The sequence below is a fragment of the Hymenobacter jeollabukensis genome (assembly GCF_005771675.1).
Lineage (GTDB): Bacteria > Bacteroidota > Bacteroidia > Cytophagales > Hymenobacteraceae > Solirubrum > Solirubrum jeollabukense.
Map to the genome: position 1 here is coordinate 58927 of NZ_VAJM01000011.1, position 22468 is coordinate 81394.

Sequence of the window (22468 nt, forward strand, 5' to 3'; positions counted from 1 at the left end):
AGCATGACGACCTCATTTACTCCGTTTGCTCCATGAATTTTCCCACCCATAAGCTCCTCACCGCCGCCCTGCTAGCTGGCCTGGCCGTGGCCGCCCGCCCGGCCGCGGCCCAGGACAAGGGCCTCGTCAATACCACCGCCAGCAAGCACGTCAAGCTCAGCAATGTTGATATGGGCAGCGTGCAGTGGCAGCCGCAGGGCTTCTGGGGGGAGCGGTTCCAGGTCTGCCGCGAGGCGATGATTCCGACCATGTGGGCGCTGTACCACGACCCGGTGCGCAACCACGCCTTCCGCAACTTTGAAATTGCGGCGGGGCTGGAGAAAGGCACCCACATGGGGCCGTCGTTCCACGACGGCGACTTTTACAAGCTGTTGGAATCGGTGGCGGCGACGTACGCGGTGACCCGGGACCCGAAGCTCGACCAGATGATGGACGAAGCTATTAGCGTCATTGCCAAGTGCCAGCGGGCCGATGGGTATCTGAATACGCAGGCCACCATTGCGGCCATCAATACGGGCAAGAGCACCGCGTTTCAGAACCGGCTGAACTTCGAAAGCTACAACCTGGGCCACCTGATGACGGCCGCCTGCGTGCACTACCGCGCCACCGGCAAGACTTCGATGCTGGATCTGGCCCGCAAGGCTACCGACTACCTCTACGCCTTTTACAAACGCTCCTCGCCCGAGCTGGCCCGCAACGCCATCTGCCCCTCGCACTACATGGGCGTGGTGGAAATGTACCGCACCACCCAGGATGCGCGCTACCTGGAGCTGGCCCGGCAGCTGATTGACATCCGCGGGCTGGCCGGCGACATCGGCACCGACGACAACCAAGACCGACTCCCGTTCCGGCAGATGCAGAAGGCCGGCGGCCACGCCGTGCGCGCCAATTACCTCTTCGCCGGGGTGGCCGACGTGTACGCCGAAACCGGCGACGCGACGCTGCTCACGACGCTCAACAAGATGTGGGACGACGTGACCCAGCACAAGATGTACGTGACCGGGGCCTGCGGGGCCTTGTACGACGGCGTGTCGCCCGACGGGACGGCCTACAAGCCCGACACGGTGCAGAAAATCCACCAGGCCTACGGCCGCGACTACCAGCTGCCCAACCACACGGCCCACGGCGAAACCTGCGCCAACATCGGCAACGTGCTCTGGAACTGGCGCATGCTGCAGCTCACCGGCGAGGCCAAGTACGCCGATGTGATGGAAACGGCCCTCTACAACAGCGTCCTGAGCGGCATTAGCCTCGACGGCAAACGGTTCCTCTACACCAACCCGCTGGCCTATTCCGACGCGCTGCCCTTCCACCAGCGCTGGTCGAAGGACCGCGTCGACTACATCAGCCTCTCCAACTGCTGCCCGCCCAACGTGGTGCGCACCGTGGCCGAAGTCGGCAACTACGCCTACAGCGTGTCGGACAAAGGCCTGTGGCTGAACCTGTACGGCGCCAACGACCTGACTACCAAGCTCCGCAATGGCGCGGCCGTGAAGATCCGGCAAACGACCAACTACCCCTGGGACGGCGCCGTGCAGCTGACGGTGCAGGAAGCCCCGGCCGCGGCGTTTTCCGTGTTCCTGCGCATTCCCGGCTGGGCCGCGGGCGCCAAGCTGCTGGTAAATGGCAAAGTGCAGTCGGTAGCGCTGACGCCGGGCAGCTACGCCGAAGTCAACCGCGGCTGGAAAAGCGGCGACCAGGTGGAGCTGATGCTGCCCATGCCGGCGCAGTTGGTGGAAGCCAACCCGCTGGTGGAGGAAACCCGCAACCAGGTAGCGGTGAAGCGCGGCCCCATCGTGTACTGCCTCGAAACCAAAGATTTCCCGGCGGGTCAGCCGCTGTCGGCCCTTACCATCCCGGCCGACGCCAAGCTCACGCCCAAGGCCATTACCATCGACGGCAGCCGGGTGATGAGTTTGACCGGCAAGGGCCTGCTGGCCGCCGACCCGCAATGGACGGGCAGCCAACTGTACCGCCCGGTACCGGCCCGCAAGCCCACCACCGTGCCGCTGACGCTGGTGCCCTACTACGCCTGGGGCAACCGCGGCCACGCCGACATGGAAGTGTGGATTCCGCTGAGCCGGTAGGGGCCTCACCCCCCGGCTCCGATGGCCTCACCCCCGGCCCCTCTCCCGTGGAGAGGGGAGCCAGCCATCAGCAACGATTCCGTTCAACGACGCGGGGCTGCTCCGCTCGCGCTCCGCAGCCCCGCCAACGATTCAACTATTTTCACCCGCATCATTTAACCTCCCCAGCCACTACAGCTGGTAGCAGTTGCAGCGGCCCGCGCTGCTGCAACTGCGCTGCCGTCGTCAGGCTCCCCTCTCCCCTAGGAGAGGGGGCCGGGGGGGTGAGGCCCCATGAAACACCTGCTGCTTTCCGCCGCCCTGCTCCTGGCCCCGCTGCTGCTGCGGGCCGAGCTGCGCCTGCCCTCCATCTTCACCGACAACATGATTTTCCAGCAGCAGGCCGAGTGCGCCGTCTGGGGCTGGGCCAAGCCGGGCAGCCGCATCACCGTGGCGCCGTCGTGGGGCAAGCCGAAGTATCAGGCCCAGACCGACGACAAGGGCCGCTGGAAGCTGAAGGTGAAGACGCCGGCCGCCGGCGGCCCGTACACGTTCAGCGTCAGCGGGGATGAGAAGCCGGTGACTTTGCAGAACGTGCTGGTGGGCGAGGTGTGGCTGTGCGGGGGGCAGTCGAACATGGAAATGCCGATGAAGGGCTTCAAGGGCCAGCCGATTCTGGGCTCCAACGAGGCTATTCTGCACGCCAGCAACCCCAATATCCGCCTCTACAACGTGCCGCGCAGCTCCCGCACCGCGCCCAAGGACAACAGCAAGCCCTTCGCCTGGAAGGTGGCCGAGCCCGAGGCGGTGGCCAATTTCAGCGCCACGGCGTACTATTTCGGGCGGCTCTTGCAGGAGCAGCTGCACGTGCCGGTGGGGCTGATTAACTGCAGCTACGGCGGTTCCACCATCGAGGCCTGGCTGAGCGAGGAGACGCTGCGGCAGTTCGCGGGCGTGACGATTCCGCCCCGCACCGACTCCATCAAGGTGGTCAACCGCACGCCCACCACGCTCTACAACGGCATGCTGCACCCGGTCGTCGGCTACGGCATCCGGGGGGCGTTGTGGTACCAGGGCGAGTCGAACTACGAGCACCCCGACGAGTACCCGGCCCGGCTGCAGGCGCTGGTGAAGCAGTGGCGCGCGGAGTGGAACATGGGTGAGTTTCCGTTCTACTACGCCCAGATTGCGCCCTACAACTACGCCCAGCTGCCGCCTTACAACAAGGGCGGTAAGTTCAACTCCGCCTTTATTCGCGACGCTCAGCGCAAGGCGGAAGCCACGATTCCCAACGCCGCCATGGCCGTGCTGCTCGACGTGGGCGAGGAGGCCAGCATCCACCCCATGCGCAAGGAGCCAGGCGGGCAGCGGCTGGCCTTGCTGGCGCTACAGAAAACCTACGGCCGCAAGGGCTTCGGGGCGGTCAGCCCGGCGTATGAGTCCATGGAAGTCAAGGAGGGCACGGCCGTGGTGAAGTTCCGCGACGCGCCGAACGGCATGACCTCGTTCGGCGAGCCGCTGACGGGCTTCGAGGTGGCTGGGGCCGACCAAAAGTGGTTTCCCGCCAAAGCCAGCATCGACGGCAGCGTGGTGAAGGTATCGGCGGAGCAGGTGAAGCAGCCGGTAGCGGTGCGCTACGCCTTCCAGGACTTCACCCGCGCCACGTTGTTCAGCACCGAGGGCTTGCCGGTGTCGTCGTTCCGGACTGATGATTGGGCACAATGAGGCATTTTCTTGACTTTTTAGCCCGCAGAAGGCGCAGAGGTTTTACGCAGAGGGCGCAGAACGTTCAGCGCCCTCTGCGTAATCTTCTGCACCCTCTGCGGGCCAAAAACGCATGGGTACTCCTGCTGCTGCTAAGCACGAAATCCGTTGCCCAGAGCCCCGAGCTGCCCACCAACAACATCACCTGGACCAGCCCGAGCCGCAACAGCGCCGAATCCATGCCCTGCGGCGGCGGCGACGTGGGCCTGAACGTGTGGAGCGAAGCCGGGGACGTGCTGTTCTACGCCGCCCGCAGCGGCACTTTCGACGAGAACAACAGCCTGCTCAAGCTCGGCCGCGTGCGCCTGCGCCTCACCCCGAACCCGTTCGGAACCGGCGGCCGCTTCCAGCAGACGCTGAACCTGCCGCAGGGCGACGTGACGCTGACCGGCACCAACGGCAACACCACCGCCCAGGTCCACATCTGGGTCGACGTATTCCGGCCGGTGGTGCACGTCGAGGTGAGCAGCAACCAGCCGCTGCAGGCCGAGGCCCGCTACGAAAGCTGGCGCGTGGAGGACCGCATCCTCAAGGGCAAGGAAAACAACCAGAATTCCTACAAATGGGCGCCGCAGGGCGAGGTCAAAACCCGCCACGACAGTCTCAGCTTTCGGGGGCAGACGGTCGAGTTCGTGCACCAGAATCGGCCCGAGACGGTGTTCGACGTGACCGTGCGCCAGCAGGGCCTCGACGCGGTGAAGGCGCAGCTCTACAACCCGCTCCAAGACCTGATTTTTGGCGGCATCCTGTGGGGAAACCGCATGCTGCCGGCCGGCACTACCGACGGAACGTACCAACGCACGCCCTTCCGCGCCTACACGCTGAAAAGTCAGGCCCCAGCCCGCTCGCACACCCTCACGCTGGCCCTGCACACAGCGAAGGTGGTGCCCCAGCAGCGCCAGGGGCAACTGCCGGTTGCCTCCCCGGCACAAGAGCAGTGGCGGGCGGGTTTGCAGCAACTGCTGGCTACTTCCCCAAATCCCAAAGCCGCCCGGCAGCAGACGCTGGCCTGGTGGCGCAGTTTCTGGCAGCGCAGCTTCATTCACATCCAGCCCACGCAAGCCGCCGCCAACGCGCCCCAGTGGCAGGCCGGCCGCAACTACCAGCTGATGCGCTATATGCTCGGCTGCAACGCGCTGGGCCAGTGGCCGACCAAGTTCAACGGCGGCCTGTTTACCTACGACCCGGCCCTGACCGACTCCACGCTCCGGTTCACGCCCGACTTCCGCAACTGGGGCGGCGGCACCCACACAGCCCAGAATCAGCGCCTGGTGTACTGGCCCCTGCTCAAAAGCGGCGACGCGGTCCTGCTCAAGCCGCAGTTCGACTTCTACCTGCGCATCCTGAAGAATGCTGAGCTGCGCAGCCAGACCTATTGGAATCACCCCGGCGCCTGCTTCACCGAGCAGATCGAAAACTTCGGCCTGCCCAACCCCGCCGAGTACAACTGGAAACGCCCCGCCGACTTCGACAAGGGCCTGGAATACAACGCCTGGCTGGAATACGAGTGGGACACCGTGCTGGAGTTCTGCCTGATGATGCTCGACGCGGAGCAGTACGCCGCCCAGGACGTGCGGCCCTACCTGCCCTTCATCGAAAGCTGCCTCACGTTCTTCGACCAGCACTACCAGCACTTGGCCCGGCAGCGCGGCGCCAAAGCCCTCGACGGCGAAGGCCACCTGGTGCTCTACCCCGGCTCGGGTGCCGAGACCTACAAGATGGCCTACAACTCCACCGCCACCGTGGCCGGCCTGCGCACCGTCCTCACCCGCCTGCTGGCCCTGCCGCCGCAAATTGGCTCGGCGGAGCAGCGCAAAGCGTGGACGGCCATGCTCGGCCGGATTCCGGCTATCAGCTTCCGCGAAATCGACGGGCACAAGCTCATAGCGCCGGCCAAAAGCTGGGAGCGGGTCAACAACGTGGAAAGCCCGCAGCTCTACCCGGTGTTTCCCTGGGGCCTGTACGGTATCGGCCGGCCCGACCTGGAACTGGCCCAAAACACCTACCGCTACGACCCGGACGTGCAGAAATTCCGCAGCCACGTGGGCTGGAAGCAGCACAACATCTTCGCCGCCCGCCTCGGCCTGACGGACGAAGCCGCCACCCTCACCATGCAGAAGCTGCAGGATTCCGACCGCCGCTTCCCCGCCTTCTGGGGCCCTGGCTACGACTGGGCGCCCGACCACAACTGGGGCGGCGCGGGCATGATTGGCCTGCAGGAAATGCTGCTGCAAACCGCCGACCGAAAAATCCTGCTGCTGCCCGCCTGGCCCCGTGCCTGGGACGTGCACTTCAAGCTCCACGCACCGTATCAGACCACCGTGGAATGCACGGTGCAGAATGGCAAAGTCACGCAGCTGCTGGTGACGCCCGAGGCGCGGCGGGCGGATGTGGAGGTGAAATGGTGAGATGGTGAGTTGACGTTCGGTAACACTGGCCGTCATTGCGAGCGAAGCGAAGCAATCTTTCCTCTCGCGGCACGACGGTACGAGAAGCACAAACCGAAAAGTCGTCAGCACGAAAACGGCACCGCCCGAAACCTGAGTTACTTGGTTTCGGGCGGCGCCGTTTTGGGTTGTTGCCAGTTGGACCTTTGTGCCGCGAGAGGAAAGATTGCTTCGCTTCGCTCGCAATGACGGCCGCTGGGGCCGCCCGAACGTCAAACTCACCATTTCACCAGCTCACCATTTCACCGCCTAGTGCCCGTTGAACACCAAATACAGCGCCACCATCACTACGGCCAGCGCGGCCCAGAGCAGCTTTACCCGCGGCGAGGTGGCCGGCAGGGCGGTGCGGTCAAAGGGGACTCGGGGCTGGTGGGTGCCGTCGAGCAGGGAAATGACGATGGCGGCCAACAGCAGCACCGCGAACAGCAGGAACGAGAGGACCAGGTAGTGCGGCCAGAACGTGTACTCGCTCGGCGGCAATATCCAGAGGTAGACGACGCCCACGCCCAGGCTGAACGCGGAGCCGACGGATAGGGTAAAATTGACGGCCCGGCGGGTGGTGCGCGGCCAGAACACCGTCAGCAGAAACACGGCCGAGAGGGGCGGCGCGATGAAGCCGAGCACGGCCTGGAACACGTCGAACAGGTTCAGGCCCTTCACCGCGTCGATGGCCAGGGCCATGAGCACAGCGAAGGCGCAGCCCACCAGCACCGTGAGGCGGCCGACGCGGACTACGTCTTTTTCCGAAGCCTCAGGATTGATGTTGCGGGCGTACACGTCGAGGGCGAAGACGGTGCTCAGCGCGTTCAGGGAGGAGCTGATGGTGCCGACCAGCACGGCAATCAGCACCACGATAACCAGGCCCTTGAGGCCGGCCGGGAACAGGCTGGTTACCATCGTCATGTAGGCCTGGTTGGGGTCGGCCAGGTGCGGGAAAAGCACGTAGCAGAGCACCCCGGTGAGGATGAACAGCGGCAGCGACAGAATCTTGAGCCAGCCGATGAAGTTTACGCCCAGCTGGCCCTGTTCCAGGTTTTTGGCACCGAGCACCGACTGCACCATGGCCTGGTCGGTGCAGAAGAAGGCCACGGCCGACACGGGGTAGCCCAGCAGAATGGCGTACCAGGGGTATTTCGGGTCGGAGGCGGGCTGGATGAGGTTCCAGTAGTGGCCCGGCACGCTGTGCCAGAGCTGGCTCAGGCCGCCCACTTTCAGCACGCCGATGACGGTGAGCGTGAGCGAGACGCCGATGAGCAGCAGCATCTGGAACACGTTGACCTTGGCAATGGCCTTCAGGCCGCCGGCGAAGGTGAAGAAGCCCGCGAACAAGACCAGCACGATAACCGACTGCCACATCGGGATGCCCAGAATCTGGCGCACCAGCACGCCGCCGGAGAAGAGGCCCAACGACAACCAGGAAATCAGAATCTTGATCAGCGCGTACCAGGCCAGTATATTCTGCGTCGAGCCGCCGTACTGCTGGCCCATGAAGCCCGGCATGGTGCTGACGCGGGCCGCCAGGTAGCGCGGGGCAAACACGGTGGCCAGCAGCAGCAGGAACACGAAGGCGTACCACTCGAAATTCACCGCCACGATGCCGGTGCTGTACCCGATGCTGGCAAAGGCCAGCAGCATGCTGGGCCCCACGTTGGTGCCCCACATGTTGAAGCCGATGCTGGCCCAGCCCAAGGACTTGCTGGCCAGGAACTGGGAGTCTTCGGTCTGCTCCTTTTTCGAGGCGCTGGCCCGGTAGCCGATGCCTACGAGGATGACGACGTAGGCCGCCACGATGGCGTAGTCCCAGGGGCTCAGGTGGCCGAGTAGATTGTTTCCCATGCGGGTGGGGGTGGTTCGGGTGGGAGTTAGAACGGTATTCGTTGGGTGGCATGGTGCGCGAAGCCGGACGGCCTCGCGCGACCTGACATGGCCTTCGGCGGCAGTGACATGGACCTCAATGAGCGTGACATGAGGTTCGACGGAGGTGACAACGACCTTGCACGGAGTGTCAACGCGCTCAATTGAGGCGTCAATGACCTTGAAGCGGGTGTCAAGGCGTTTGCTGAAGGTGTCAATGAGCTTGCCCGGGGCGTCAAGGCGTTCAACGAGCGCGTCAATGACCTCGCGTGCGGTGTCAAACCGTCCGGGCAAGGTGGCAGCGCGTTCAACGGGGGTGACAATGGGTTGAGCGGAAGCGCCAAGCCGTTCAACATCAGCACGTGAGATGCCTCGACAAGCTCGACATGACGTTCTGTTGTAGCTGTTCTGCCAACTATAGCGTCAGGCCGTGCTCGTCGAGCAACTCCTGCACCCGCACGGGGCGGCCGGTTTGCAGGGAGCGGTCCATGGCCTGGAGCAGGGCAATGGTGCCGATGCCTTCGCGCACGTCGGGGTAGGCGGTGAAGCCTTCGGTGATGGAGTCGGCGAAGTATTCGAGGTAGTTCTGGTACTCGCCGGCGTGGTGGCTTTTGCCCTCGAAGCGGAAGTAGTGCTTGAGCTTATGCTCCCAGGTGACGAGGCGTTCCTCCCCGGTGCGGTCGGTAATGGCGTAGCGCAGGTCCATGTAGTCGCCCTGGCTGGCGCCCTCGGTGCCGCGCAGCACGCAGCTCATTTCCGAGTCGCGGGTGACGGGCTGCACCGGGCCGGTATAGCAGCCGCTTACGCGGGCCACGCGGCCGTCGGTGCTTTTGAAGATGAAGTGCATGGTGTCCTGGTGCTTGAGGCCGCCCGCCCGGCCATTCGAGCTGAGCATGCCGTAGCCCATGACTTCCTCGATGTTGGGCAGGTACCAGCGGATGAAGTCGACGGGGTGGCTCAGGCCGCCGTAGAGCCATTTGAAGCTTTGCTGCAGGGACCAGCCTTTGGCGAGGAACCAGCGGTGGTCGGCGTGGTAGTAGCTTTCCACCGTTATCAGCTCGCCGATGAGGCCGGCCTCGTAGTCGGCGCGCTGCCGCTTCATGGGCTCGAAAAAGCGGGAGCTTTGGCCCACGAACACCTTTTTGCCGGTTTGTTCCACCAGCGCCAGCAGCTCCCTGGCCTGGCTGAGGTCGTCGATGAAAGGCTTGGTGCAGACCACGTGCTTGCCCGCCCGCAGCGCCTGGCCGACGTGCTCGGCGTGCAGGTGGTCGGGGGTGTATATGGCAATGATGTCGATTTCGGGGTCCGAGAGCAGGTCCTGGTAGTCCTGCGTCACGCGGCCCTGAAACTGGAATTCGGCCACGCGGTGGCGGCACAGCTCCTCGTTCCGGTCGCAGATGGCGCGCAGCTCCAGCTTCTCGCTTTGCAGGGCGGCCGACATGGTGCTTCTCCCCTCGCCCAGGCCCAGAATGGCTATTTTCAGCATTGATTGTGAGTTGTCAGTTGGTAGTTGTCAGTTGTCAGGGCGGGCTTAGCCTTTCTTGGCGGGCTGCTTCGGCTTGGCCAGCAGCGGCGGCAGGGGCTGCAGGAATACCCAGACTTCGCCGGGTTTGGCGCCGTTGCGGCCTTCCTGGTACTGGCGCATGCGCTGGTTCCACTCGTCCACGCGCGGGTTGTTTTCGGTGGTTTTGGGGTTGAGCGCGTCCAGGCTCTGGCCCTTCGGAATGCTGATGACCAGCATCAGCTCCCGGCCCCGGCGAAACACCAGCAGCTGCTGGAAGCTGGCGTGGCAGAAACCGTTGGATACCTCGGGCCACTGCTCAAACTGCGTGGCGTGGTAGCGCAGGTACTCGTTTTGCTTCGCCGTATCGGCCACCAGGCTTGCGGTGAGGATGATGTTGTCCCACTGCCGGGCCGTCGTCTTATCGGTGCAGCGGCTGCGCTCGAAGCGGTAGAACGGGGCGGCGTATTCCTTGACGCGGGCCGTGGGGTAGGCTTGTTTCAGCGCGGGCCGCAACTCCCGGATGCGGGCTTGGGGGGCATAGGCGACCAGGTGCGTGAGGTGGTTGGCGTCCTGCCAGCGGCGCAGGTCCACGTCGGGGTAGCGCTGGCCGAGGGCTTGGAGCTTCTGCGGCGGCAGGCGCAGGTCGTAGTCGGTCAGCTCCACGATGGACATGGGGCCGCGGGCCTGGGCGGGGGCCAGCAGCGGGAGCAGCCAGAGCAGCAGCCCCACTGCCAGGCGGCGCGAACGACGGAGCCCGCAGAGGGCGCGGAGGTTTCGCAGAGGACGCAGAGGTCGTTCCATTTTACTGCGCCTGATAGGTCACCACGTATTCGCGGCCGGGAGCCAACGAAAGCTCGTACAGCCCCCCACCTTTCGCCTCGATTTTGGCGCCTTTCACGCTGGGTTTCGACTTGCTCTTGAAGCGCAACACCCCGGTACCGGTGGTGCCTTTCACTTTCAACTCTTTAGGGGTGGCGCGCAGCGTAATGTCGCCCTGGGGCGTAGGTACCGAGCCTTCCATCCACTGCAGGCCGCCGAGGTTGGGCGTCACTTCGTAGGTGGCGTAGCCGGCCGAGAGGGGTTTGACGCCCAGGTAGTACTTGCCCAGCAGGTAGATCGGGCTGGCGCCCCAGGCGTGGCAGAGGCTTTTGCCGAAGGGGCGGCCGTACATCGAGAGGTGCTCGGTGCCCTTCTTGGTGGGGTCGTATTCTTCCCAGAAGGCGGTGGCGCCCTCATTCAGCATCCCGCCCCAGTAGGCCTTCATTTCCTTGAGCACGTAGGGCTGCTCGCCGAGGGCGCAGAGGGCTTCCAGCTCGTAGAAGCGCATGTAGGGCGTGGTGATTTTGGGCACCTGCGGGTTCAGCAGCACCGACTGCTTCACCTGCTGCTGCTGCGCGGGCGAGAGGTAGCCGAAGAAGATGCTGAACATGTTGGCGTAGCGCGTCACGTTCTCCGTCGGCTGCCCGCCGATGCGGCTGTGGACCAGCGCGCCCTTCGCGGGGTTCCAGTAGGTAGCAAAGATTTTGGCTTTCAGCTCAGCGGCCAGCTGCTGGTACTTCCGGGCGCCGTCCTGGTCATTTACCAGGTTGGCGCACAGGGCCATGCTTTCCAGGCTGCGGCACAGCAGCAGCTGCTCGAAGCTGACCTCGCCCTTCTTGCTGAGCCCGTCGGCCCAGTCGATAAACACCCAGTCGCCGGCCAGGCCTTCCATGTAGCCGTCCTGGTTGCGCCGGCTCAGGCAGTAGTCCATCAGGCTCTGCATGCGCGGGTAGAGCTGCTGCACCACGGTTTTGTCGCCTGAGTACTGGTAGGCGTCGTAGATGCCGATAAACCAGTAGAAGGTGTAGTCCATGATGGTATTCACGTGGCTGGTCACCGGGTCTTTGCCGCGCAGGGCGAAGGTGGTCCGGTTCACCGTCGGCGTGTCGAAGTACAGGTAGTAGTTCATCAGGTAGCTCTGGTAGGCGTCGCCCGACCACACCCACCTGTCCCGCTTGATGCCGTCGATGAAAAACTCCCGGCTCGTCAGCTGCATGGTGTAGGCGGCCACGTCCCAGATCTTGTTGAGCTGCTCATCCGAGCACCGGAACCGCCCCCGCACCGTCAGCGGCGCGTACTCGTAGAGCATCGACACCGAATCCAGGGTCACGCCCTTATCCGGCCGGATGTTCACGAAGCGGAAGGCCTTGGTCAGCGACGTGAGCTTGTCGGCCTTCTGCGGCTGGTTCACTTCCAGGCGCTCCAGCGTCTCGCAGCCCTCCACGCTCAGCGCCTCCTCCTTCGACTCGCCGAAGTACAGCGTAGTCGGGCCCTGCCCCTGCAGCCCGTGCAGGCGCACGTAGCCGAAGGTTTCGCGGCCGAAATCCACCAGCATACTGCCGTCGGCATTGCGCGTGACCTGGGCGGCCCGCCGCGGCTCGGTCTTCAGCTTAAAGGCCGAAGGCACGGCCTGCGCATCGTTGAAGTTCCAGCTGCCGGCCGTCAGCCAGGTGGTGCCCGACTGGTCCGACACCTTGCCCGAGGCGTCAATCCACTCCTTGTCCTCGTAGGTCACCAGCCACTTGCCGTCGGTGCCGATGGTTTTGCCCCGCACGAACACCGCCGGTACGTGCTGCTGGTTGTACACTTTGATGTTGAGCCGGTGCTTGCCTGCGGGCACCGTCAGGCGCGTGGGGTAGCCGGTTATCAGCTTGCCATCGAGCTTGACGTTGTACTGGCCCTCGGCGCGCAGCTCCACCTGCTCGGCCTCTTTCAGGTCGAAGTCCTGGTGGAAGTCGATGAGCGGGTAGTGGCTGTCGAGGCGCCAGAAGGGCGGGAAGAAGGAGCCGCGCTCGGTGCGGCGGTTTTGCATCTGGTTGCTGAGCCAGATTTCGTAGTCGCCGGGGTACCAGATCCAGGTGGCCTTGCTGGCCTGCTGGGCCTGGGTGGTTTCGGCGGCAAACAGCGTGAGGAGCGCGGCGGCAGTGGTGAAGCGTTTCAGGGTAGCGTGGGGCATCCGGGGAGGTTGATGGCTGCAAATCAGGGCGTCATTCCGAGCTTGTCGAAGAATCTCGCGTGCTGACGTTGGGTACTATTGTTCTCGTTGGGGTTGCTCTCGGAAGTCAGCACGCGAGATGTCTCGACAAGCTCGACATGACGTTCTTTTACTACTGACTCTTGCCGGTTTTCTGTCCGGCCTTCGGCGCCGCGCCGCGCAGGTCGCGGAACGCGGCTTCCAGCCCGGCGGCCTGCTTGATGGCGTCGGCCACCATCGGGCCGTTGTTTTTCCAGACGTTGTTCGGGCCGTTGGCATTGGCCAGGAATTTCTCGGCCGGGCACCAGTTGTCCTGCACCGTAATGCCGGAGGAGCCTTCGTCGAGGTAGAGGTAAAACCAGTGCTCCGGGTCGTGCACGTAGGCGGCGCGGCCGATTTCGTCGATGCGGTTTTCGCTGATGACGGTGCCGGGCTGGGCCGAAAGGGTGTACACACCGGCCACGTCGTAGGTGTGCTGGGCGTAGTGGTGGATGTAGTTACGGGTCACCCGGTTGCCCTGCATGGCGTTGGCCGATTTGGTCCAGCCCCAGCCCAGGCTGATGCCGGTGTAGGGCACCTGGCTGATTTCGTTGTGGCGGATAATGGTCTGGCGCACGTAGCCGGCGGCAATGCCCACCGCGCCCCAGTCCTCGTTGCCGCAGTCGGTCAGCAGGTTGTTTTCCACCAACTCGCCCGTGCAGATTTCCCGCTCGTCCTTGGGCAGGTAAGGCAGGTGGGTTTCGATGCCGGGGTCGGAGAACTTGCCCAGCTGCAGCCCGTTCACGGCCACGTCGCGGAACACGCAGCCGACGATGGCATCGTCGTGGGTGCCCTGCTGGTAGTCGAGGCCAGAGGCGCCCAGGTGCTCGAAGCGGCAGCGCTCAAAGCGGGTGTGGTCGGCGCCGCTGAGCTGCACCGCGCCGGGCGGGCGGCCGATCCAGGCCTGGTTTTCGAGGCCGGCCTTGTCGGGCGTGCCGGGCTTGACCAGGGAGTAGCCGTCGAGCAGGTACATGCCGGCTTGCAGGGGTACGTGGCCCTGCTCGGAGGGGCGCAGCCAGGTGGTGTAGGCGAAGGTCAGGCCCTTGAACTGCACGTGGCTCACCGGCGCGTCGAGGGAGCCGGCCACCTGCACCAGCGTCTCCAGCGCGGGCACCACGGCTTGGGCCGTGCTCATGGTTTCGCCGGGGCGGGGCCAGTAGAGCACCTGCCGCCGGGCCTGGTCGTAGTACCACTCGCCGGGCTCATCGAGCAGCTCCGGGGCGTTGGCGATGTAAAAGGCCGAGCTGCCGTTTTTGCCGTTGATGATAGGCCGGGGCCAGGGGTGCTCAAACTGCACCCGGCTTTCGGGCTCGTGGAAAGTAACGCGGGCTTCCTTACCCTGCACGGTCACCGATTTCACGCGCAGCACGTTCACGGCCCACATCTGGTGCAGCACCATTTCCAGCTGCCCGGCCCGCGTCACGCCGTTGAGGGCGGCGGCCGGAATCCAGGCTTCGCGCTTGTCGGTGTCCCAGCGCAGCAGGCGGGGCAGGTTGTCGTCGGTGGCGGTGCGGGCGCGCTGGGCCTTGCGGCCGTTCACCCACAGCTGCCGGAAGTCGAAGCTGCGGCCGGCCAGCAGGGGCGCATCGGCCACCCACACCTGGCCCTGGGCAGCTTTCGGCAAACCCGTTACGGCACCTGCCGCCTTTTTCCAGCCCGTTACCGATACGCCGCCGCTAAGTACCGGCTGCTCCCCGGGCGCGGCTTCGATGATGGTCGGGCTCGTGGCGGTGCCGGCATCCTCGGGCCGGAACAGCCAGGGCTCCTGCAAGCGGTACTCGCCGCCTTTCACCCAGATATGGATGCCGTTCGTCACCGAGGCATCGTGCAGGCGGCGCAGGTCGCGGGCCTGGCGCAGGGCCATGTTCAGGGTCGCCAAGGGCTGGGCGGCGGTGCCGGGGTTGCGGTCGGAGCCGGTGGGCGCCACCCAGATATCGGCGGCAGCGGCTGGCAAAGTCAGCGCACTGAGCAGCAGGAGCAGACTGGCAGAAATCGAGCGGGTCATTTGCGAGGGATGTAGCGCTGAGCGGTGCTCGGCGCTGGCGCCGAAGGCGACAATGTGGTTCTGGGTTATTCGGGCAAAGCCTGTGCAAGCGAAACAAACGGCCCGGTTCCGCATCGGCGCGTGCCGCGCCGGCGCCGAGCACCGCTCAGCGCTACACGCGGGCGGCGCTAATGTCCTTGCGCGGCGGTTTGATTGAACAATGCCTGCAGCGCCTCGAAGCCGTGCAGGGCATTAGCCGGCAGCCCCTCCCCTTTCGGGCCGAACACCAGCTGCTGCTCCTGCTTTTCCACGGTCACTTTCGATTCGTCCAGCTGGCCCGCCGCGTCCTCGGCCATGCGCAGGCCCAGGTGCTGGGCCATGAACTTGTACATGGCCTGGCGCTTCGAGGCGCCGTAGTCGTGGCCTTCCTTGGGAAAATGGGCGTTTTGCACCAGTTCGGGCCGGCCGTAGTAGCCGTAGATGGTTTTGAGGTAGGGCATGGCTACGTCGGGCGTCTGGGCGGTCCAGTCGCCGCCGTCGGTAATGGCCAGCATCGGGCGCGGGGCGGCTATGGCGGCCAGCTCGGCGTTGTTGGTGCCGCCCCCGCAGAGGTGCACCGGCATGCCGCTTTCGCAGGGGCAGCCCCCGCTGTGGTAGGTGGAGAGCATCACCACCGGCACGCTGACTTTGATGCGGTCATCGAGGGCGGTCAGCAGCATGGTCTGGCTGCCGCCGCCCGAGCCGCCGGTTACGGCCACGCGGTCCTTATCGGCATTTTTCTGGGCCAGCAAGAAGTCCAGGGCCCGCAGGCCGTTCAGCGCCTGCACCGTCATAGCCAGGCTGCGGCGGTGGTCTTCGGGCTTAAACTGCAGGGTCGATTCGCCCCAGGCAAACAGGTCGTAGCTGTAGACCATGGCGCCCATGCGGGCCAGCGTGGCGCAGCGCTTCTGCGCGTCGGCCCGGTAGCGCCCGTCTCCGAAGTGGCCGTCGGGGCTGATGATGATCGGGATTTTACCCTTCGGCTTCAAGGGCCGGTACAACGAGCCGGTGACGTACACGCCCGGCAGCGTCTCCAGGGCCACGTTCTCCACCGAATACCCGTCGTACACCCGCTTGTTGGTCACGATGGGCTTGCTGGTGGGCCTGGCCGGCATCGGCGCCAGCCGCAGGGCCGACCACATGCAGCTGCGCAGCTCGGCCCGGCGCTGCTCCCAGCTGGCCTGGTCGTGGTAGCGGGCGGCCAGCTCTTTGAGCTGCGCGGCGCCTTCCTCCGGCGTTTTCAGGTGGTACTGGTAGGTCTTGATTTTGTAGGTCTTGTCGCCGGTTTTGGCGGCCTGGTAATCCAGGGGGCCCAGCACGTTGCGCAGTGTTTCGTCCACGTCAGGGCGGAAGCGCCACTGGGCGTAGGTCACGTACTTGTCCTTCACCATCGCCGCGTCGGGCCGGATTTTCACCCCGTAGCGCTGCTGAATCTCGTCCAGCACCTGCTGCAGCGGCTCGCGGTACTGCTCGTCGGCGGTCTGGGCCCGGGCGGCGCTGCCGGCGGTCAGCAGCAGACCGGCGGTGAGAAGGCAGAGTTTCTTGAACATGGGTGGGAAATGCGAAGCTTTTGGGCGTCATGTCGAGCTTGTCGAGACATCTCGCTCGATAGTAATTCCAAGCGTTGAGGTTACTGTCGGAAGTCAGCACGCGAGATGTCTCGACCTTGCTCGACATGATGTTCTGATAAGCAGAATCAGTCCTTGGTGATTTCCGCCGTGCCCGTCGGGGCGGTGTAGCCCTTCAGCGCCGGCCATTGGCCGTTTTCAATCTTCACCAGCTTCAGCTTTTTCAGGTCGATGACGGCGTGCTTGATGCTCTTGCGGCGCCAGGTGTACACGAAATGCACCTTGCCGTCCTTGGTCTGAATCACCGAGGGGTACGAGTACTGGCTGATGGGCGAGTCTTCCAGGATGGCCGCCGCGTACCACTCCTTGCCGTCCTTGGACACAGCCACGTTCAGCGGGGTGCGCGGGCCCTTCGCCAGCGTACCGGGCGGCAGCACGTGGTTGTATACCAGCAGCTGACGCCCGTCCTGAAGGGTCACCGCGTCGGTGCCGGAGTTGTTGTTGGGCAGCGAAGTCTTGGCCAGCGGCGTCCACGTCTTACCCTGGTCCGAGGACCACGACTCCAGCAGGGCCCGGTCGCGGCTGCGGCAGAGCAGCTGCAGGCGGCCGTCCTGGTGCGTCAGGATGCTGGGCTGAATGGCGCCCTGGGTCGCGCCGTTCTCAATCGGCCCGATCATCGTCCAGTTCCTGCCGAAGTCGGTGGTGGCTTCCAGGTGCACGCGCCAGCCGCCGCTGCCCTCGGTGCTGGTCGGGCTGAGCAGGGTGCCGTTCGAGAGCAGCACCGGCTTGTTTTTCACCGGCCCGATGCAGCCCTCCGGCAGCGCCTCGGCCGCCGACCAGGTCCGGCCGTTGTCTTTCGAGCGGCGCATCCAGCCTTTCCAGTCCGAAGGCTTCGGCCCGATCTTGTAGAACAGCAGCAGCTCACCGCCGGGCACCTGAAACAGCACCGGGTTCCAGGTCGGGTAACGCAGCGTTTCATTGACGATGCCATTAGCCACTTCCACCGGGGCGGTCCACCGGCCGTTTTCCTGCCGGCTCACCCAGATGCCCACGTCGGGGTTCCGCTCCTTGGTGCCCCCGAACCACGAAGCCACGAGGCCCGCGGGCGTCTCGGCAATGGTGGCGGCGTGGCTTTCCGGGAAGGGCATCTTCTCCAGGATGAATTCGTCGACAATGACGGCGCGCTGCCAGGGGTTCTTCGGGGCGGTTTTCGCCGGGTTCTGGGCGACGGAGCAGCCCGCGGTGAGCAGGCCAAAGAGTAGTATGGGCAGGGTTTTATTCATGTTCATCATTTAGGTCGTCATGCTCATCTGGCGTCCGCTTGTCGAACCAGAGGTCGGCGCAGCCAAGCATCTCTACCGCTTCGTTTGGGCCCTATCGATAGCCCAGGGTTTAAACCCTGGGCTAATGAGGCGTTACCGTCGATTGGCTTAGCTCAGCATGACCTTCATTCTAGTGCTGTTCACGCGAAGCGGTAGAGATGCTTCGACTGCGCTCAGTATGACACTCTGTTGTTGGTCGTTCAGGTTCTACTTCACCACGAAAGCATAGTCCCCCGAACCTACTTCAAACACGGCCCGGTCGCCTTCCTGGCGCAGAAATTTCACGCCGGGCGCGGCTGAGGCTTTCTTGCCGCCTTCCTGCACCCGCTCCGCGTCCTTGGCCGGGAGGTAGACCACGGCCTTGGTATTGCCGGGCACCGTCAGGTTCCAGGTGAAGCGCTTGGCCTCCTGCTGCCAGCTGCTTTTGATGAGGCCGCGCACCGATTGGTAGGAGGCCGTAACCGAGGTCAGGCCGCTAGTGGGCGTGGGCTTCATTTCCAGGCGCTGGAAGCCCGGCGCGTCGGGGGCGGACTTGATGCCTGCCAGGTTTTCGTACTGCCAGATGAGCAGGTCGCCGAGCAGCATCACGTGGTTCTGGGAGTTCATGGCCGGGTCGGCGGTGTTGCCGTTCCACAGCTCCCAGATGGTAGTGGCCCCGTTGGCGGCCATGTAGCCCCAGCTGGGGTAGTCGCGGTTGGCGGCCAGGCGCAGGGCCACGTCGGGGCGGCCGTGCCGGGTGAGGCCGCGCATCAGCCACTGCGTGCCGATGACGCCGGTGCTGATGTGGCCCTGGTTGTCGACCATAATCTTGTCGACGATGTTCTGGAACATCTTGGCCTCGGCCTCCGGCGGCACCAGGCCGTAGGACAAGGGCAGCAGGTTGGCCGTGACGGTGTTGTTCGAGTACTGGCAGCTTTCGGGGTTCAGGAATTTCTGGTTGAAAGCGGTTTTCAGCGCGGCCATCTGCTGGGTGTACTCGTCGGCGTCCCGGGTCTTGCCCAGCGTCGCGGCGAAGCCGCGCATCAGGTCCAGCATGTGGTAGTAGGTGCTGCTGGCAATGAGCACGCCGTCGGTGTTGCGGGCGGGGTCTTTGGCGTGAATCAGCTCCTTGGACTCCGGCGGCACGCACCAGTCGCCGTACTTGTCCTTGGTCACGAGGCCATTTTCCGTGTAGTTCTGGCCCATGTACACCAGCCAGCGGCGCATGGAGTCGTAGTGGCGGGCCAGCACCTGCTCGTCGCCGTACTGGCGGTAGAGCATGTCGGCCACGGTGAGGTAGGTGCCGGGCCAGGTCACGTTGTCGCCGTAGTAGCGCCAGAAGGCGGGGGCCACGTCGGGGATACTGCCGTCGGCTTTCTGGGCCTGCTCTATGTCGCGCAGCCACTTGGCGTAGAGGCGGGAGTTGTCGAACATGAAACTCTCGCCGTAGGCCCCGGTGGTCCGGTCGCCGAGCCAGGGCTGCCGCTCGTTGCGCTGCGGGCAGTCCACAGGCATGCCCTTGTAGTTGCTGCGGATGCCCCAGTAGGCGTTGCGGTACACCTGGTTGATGGTCTGGTCGGAGGTGGTCAGCGCGCCGGTGGTGGCCATGTCGTCGTACACCACGCGGCCGTCGAAGTCGGCCAGGGTGGGCGTGGCGCCGGCGGGCCAGCCGCTGATTTCCACGTAGCGGAAGCCGTGGTAGACGAAGCGGGGCTCCCAGGTTTCGCGGGCGCCGCCTTTTAAGGTGTACACGTCGGTCACGCGGGCGTCGCGCAGGTTGCGCACGTACAGCTCGCCGCTGGGCTGCAGGGTTTCGGCGAAGCGCAGCGTCACCTGGTCGCCGGCCTTGCCCTGCACGCGCAGGCGCAGCCAGCCGGCCAGGTTCTGGCCCATGTCGAGGATGTACTTGCCGCCGGCCAGGGGCTTGAGGGCCACGGGTCGGAGCGTTTCCATCACCTTCATGTTCTCGTTCATCTGCGCCTCGTAGGTGCCGCCGGGCTCCTGCACCAGCTCGGCCTTGAGCCAGCTTTTGGCCTCGAAGCCGGCGGTGGCCCAGCCGGGCATTTCCCTGGTGGCGTCATACTCCTCGCCGTCGTACTCGTTGTTGGTGCGGATGGGGCCGTCGGCGGTGCCCTGCCAGCTCTCGTCGGTCTTGACGATGTCGCGCGTGCCGTCGGCGTAGGTCACCTCGATCTGCATGAGCAGCTTGGGGTAGCCGAAGGTCTTGATCTTGTAGGGCTTGTAGTGCTGGCGCATGGCGTAGAAGCGGCCGTTGCCCAGGGTCACGCCCACCGCGTTGGGACCGGCTTTCAGCAGGCCGGTCACGTCGTAGGTATTGTACTTCACGCCCTGGGTGTAGTCGGTGGGGCCGGGGGCCAGCACCTGCTCCCCTACCCGCTGCCCGTTCAGGTACAGCTCGTACAGGCCCAGCCCGATGATGTAGGCCGTGGCCTGGCGGATGGGCTTGTCGGCCCGGAACTCCTTGCGGAAGTAGCGGGCCGAGAGGCGGGCGTGGCTGGTTTCGTCGTCCCAGGGAAAGGCGCGGTCGAAGCCGATCCAGCGGCCTTTCCAGTCGAGGTAATTGAGCAGGCCCATGCTCCAGCGGGCGGGCGGGCTCCAGGCGGTTTGGCCCTGGGTGGTCCAGGTGCGCACCTTCCAGTAGCAGCGGGTGCGGCTGCGCAACGGGGCGCCGGCGTAGGCCACGTGCACCGACTGCCCCGAGGTGACTTGGCCGGAGTTCCACAGGTCGCCCTCGTCGGCGGCCAGCTTTTCGGGGGTGGAGGCCACCAGCACCTGGTAGGCGGTTTGCTCCAGGCCGCGGGCGGAGCCGCTCAGCTCCCAGCTCAGGCGCGGTGCGGTAGCGTCGATGCCTTCGGGGTTGGTGAGCAGCTCGCAGCGCAGGCGCAGCAGCTGCACGGGGGCGGGCTGGTCGGCGCGGAAGGCCGTCAGCAGCAGGGCGGTGAGAAGCGAAGAAAGTACAATGCGCAGGTTCATCGGGACGGGCAGCCGCACCCCGCGGCCCCCGCTACGACAGCAGCGGGGAAGCCAGCCGCTACACGGGCCGGCGCCACGGGGCGGTGCTAGGCACTTTTGGCGTCCACTAGTTCACCATTTTTCCCGGGACAACATTCTACGATCTTAGCATAAAGCTTTAGGATTTGGGCATGGTGGGGTGAGACAGAATGTTCTAACAAATGTCTTTAATCATTACTAAAATGAAAATATCCTAACTCTTCCGCCCGCTTACTAAACGCCTCAGTGTCATCCAAGCTAATTAGATCATAGTACTCCCCAGGTGTAAAGTTAGTTCTATGAGTAAAATGCTCACCAATACCAGCAATTGACAATGGACCATACCCGTTTAATTTTAATCCACAAGCGATACACTGAAATTTTGTAGGTATTACAGCCTGCCTCACGATTATCTCATCATCAGCATGTTCTATCACATCTTTCCCATAAATTTCACCTTGAGTTGTAGCCACTGAACTACAAGCAGGGCACGTCACCTTATGATGCTTATTATGAGACAAAATTTCACCTTGCTTTTCCGCTTCAGCCCTTAACTCTTGAATCTCATCTTCTGTCTTTGCTTCAAATACTTTTGTGTGTGCCGCTATTAAGCTTTTCGTTTTTTCAGTAACCTTGGTCTCAGTTTCAGAAATAATCAAATTAGCTACTTCCGCCTCTTCCTCATCAAAAAGAGTCTCTAATGTCTCGCCTAGTGATTCAGCAAGCACCTTACAGCATTTATAAAAGCCCTCTATCCAGTATTGCGTTTTATAATCTAAAAAGGCTGCAGAGCCTGTATGAACCTCCTCATTTCTCCTGTTTGTTATTGCCGAAGCTATTTTTAGATGATCTTCAGTAAATTCAGGAATGAGAGCTTTACACAAAAGTAAAACTTGAGCTGTACCGACAGATTTTTTCTGAACTTTAGCGGAACCTAAATTTAAAGCATGCAGCAGATTCTGCTGATCTTTATCAGGGTCAGCCAGAAGTGTTGGGCTTATTCTTGAAATGGCCGCTCGTGACAGTACCTCTAGGCCCATTGCGCAGAATAGGCCAAAAAAAATCTGTTCCTTATCCTCTTGAAATGCTTTTTCAAAGAAGATTCTTGATTTCGCCCAAAGTGAATCTTTGTCCCAGCTCATTTTTACTATTTTATGTAAATGCGTTTCAAAATTCTTTGTTCTTCATTGATATATTCAGCGCGGGCGTGAAGCATACGCCAATTATCTACTATAGCAATATTTTTTCCCGTCCATTCTACAACAACAGGATTGACTTTAATTAAAAATGCATTTATTATATCAACAGCACATGTTGAATATTTATTATAAGGCATCATTATGTTAGGATCATACCTTAGTACTATCTTACCATCATAAGCAAATAACAATGAAACAAATTTACTACCAAGAGGAGTTTTAAGCAAAAAAACCGCCTTCTCCAATATCTTCATATCAGCTTGGTCTAAGGACTTAAAAAGCTCTGATGAATCCACAAGCAACGTGTGGCATTCACTGATTTTTTCACTAGCAAGAACAAAGTACCTGACCGGTATATCCCAAAAAGCTGTATCAGTATGATACGGGAAAGATGCAAAACCGTAATTATAGCTAAAACTATCTTTTATTCCACTCCCCTTCCTCTTAGGAACGAGCTTATGGATTGCAGAATTATTCTCGGGGACTATCTCACCTATTTTGCTTGAAAATCCAATCAATTCACTATCAGATGTATCATAATCAATAATACACCATCCATTTTTATCTAGGCATTCTTGAGAAGTCATATTCTTGAATTAGGCATCCACACCTATACTAAAAACATCTTACCAATGTAGCTATTCAAATAACGCACATATAATCTTAACACGCAAACAG

Annotated in this window: 13 protein-coding genes; 3 read left to right on the top strand and 10 right to left on the bottom strand. The window is 62.8% G+C overall.

All coding sequences use genetic code 11. The features are described from left to right. The first annotated feature begins 32 nt into the window (after window positions 1-32). From FDY95_RS19445 to FDY95_RS19455, 3 genes are all read left to right on the top strand, one after another. The gene (locus tag FDY95_RS19445; protein ID WP_138080198.1) at window positions 33-2087 is read left to right on the top strand and encodes an aceric acid hydrolase; all 2055 of its coding nucleotides are present in this window, start codon (window positions 33-35) and stop codon (window positions 2085-2087) included. 273 nt (window positions 2088-2360) lie between these two features. Further along, the gene (locus FDY95_RS19450; RefSeq protein WP_138080199.1) at window positions 2361-3791 is read left to right on the top strand and encodes a sialate O-acetylesterase; all 1431 of its coding nucleotides are present in this window, start codon (window positions 2361-2363) and stop codon (window positions 3789-3791) included. Between the two features lie 128 nt (window positions 3792-3919). Further along, window positions 3920-6238 carry a DUF5703 domain-containing protein gene (locus tag FDY95_RS19455; protein WP_262710202.1) on the top strand — a complete coding sequence of 773 codons (2319 nt, stop codon included), beginning with the start codon at window positions 3920-3922 and terminating at the stop codon, window positions 6236-6238. Window positions 6239-6526: 288 nt separating this feature from the next. Here the strand turns inward: FDY95_RS19455 and FDY95_RS19460 are convergent, their stop codons facing one another. From FDY95_RS19460 to FDY95_RS19505, 10 genes are all read right to left on the bottom strand, one after another. Beyond that, entirely contained in the window at window positions 6527-8113 is a 1587-nt protein-coding gene (locus FDY95_RS19460) for an SLC5 family protein (RefSeq protein ID WP_138080200.1), read from the bottom strand. A 433-nt stretch (window positions 8114-8546) separates the two neighbouring features. Further along, the gene (locus FDY95_RS19465; protein WP_138080201.1) at window positions 8547-9617 is read right to left on the bottom strand and encodes a Gfo/Idh/MocA family protein; all 1071 of its coding nucleotides are present in this window, start codon (window positions 9615-9617) and stop codon (window positions 8547-8549) included. 45 nt (window positions 9618-9662) lie between these two features. Further along, entirely contained in the window at window positions 9663-10436 is a 774-nt protein-coding gene (locus FDY95_RS19470) for an L-rhamnose mutarotase (protein ID WP_138080202.1), read from the bottom strand. A 1-nt stretch (window position 10437) separates the two neighbouring features. Further along, window positions 10438-12630, bottom strand: coding sequence for an alpha-L-rhamnosidase-related protein (locus tag FDY95_RS19475; protein WP_138080203.1), 2193 nt, complete (start codon window positions 12628-12630; stop codon window positions 10438-10440). A gap of 151 nt (window positions 12631-12781) precedes the next feature. Beyond that, complete coding sequence (locus tag FDY95_RS19480; RefSeq protein ID WP_138080204.1) at window positions 12782-14692, bottom strand: right-handed parallel beta-helix repeat-containing protein; 1911 nt, start codon at window positions 14690-14692, stop codon at window positions 12782-12784. A gap of 167 nt (window positions 14693-14859) precedes the next feature. Further along, on the bottom strand, window positions 14860-16260 hold the full coding sequence (locus FDY95_RS19485) for an alpha/beta hydrolase family protein (protein WP_138080205.1): 1401 nt from the start codon (window positions 16258-16260) through the stop codon (window positions 14860-14862). 146 nt (window positions 16261-16406) lie between these two features. Beyond that, window positions 16407-17561, bottom strand: coding sequence for a sialidase family protein (locus tag FDY95_RS19490; RefSeq protein WP_212744933.1), 1155 nt, complete (start codon window positions 17559-17561; stop codon window positions 16407-16409). A 246-nt stretch (window positions 17562-17807) separates the two neighbouring features. Next, window positions 17808-20573 carry a glycoside hydrolase family 78 protein gene (locus FDY95_RS19495; protein ID WP_138080206.1) on the bottom strand — a complete coding sequence of 922 codons (2766 nt, stop codon included), beginning with the start codon at window positions 20571-20573 and terminating at the stop codon, window positions 17808-17810. Between the two features lie 206 nt (window positions 20574-20779). Further along, window positions 20780-21733 (bottom strand): hypothetical protein, encoded by a 954-nt coding sequence (locus FDY95_RS19500; RefSeq protein WP_138080207.1) that lies wholly within the window; start codon window positions 21731-21733, stop codon window positions 20780-20782. Window positions 21734-21738: 5 nt separating this feature from the next. Beyond that, complete coding sequence (locus FDY95_RS19505) at window positions 21739-22377, bottom strand: Fe(II)-2OG oxygenase family protein (protein ID WP_138080272.1); 639 nt, start codon at window positions 22375-22377, stop codon at window positions 21739-21741. Window positions 22378-22468: the final 91 nt, after the last annotated feature.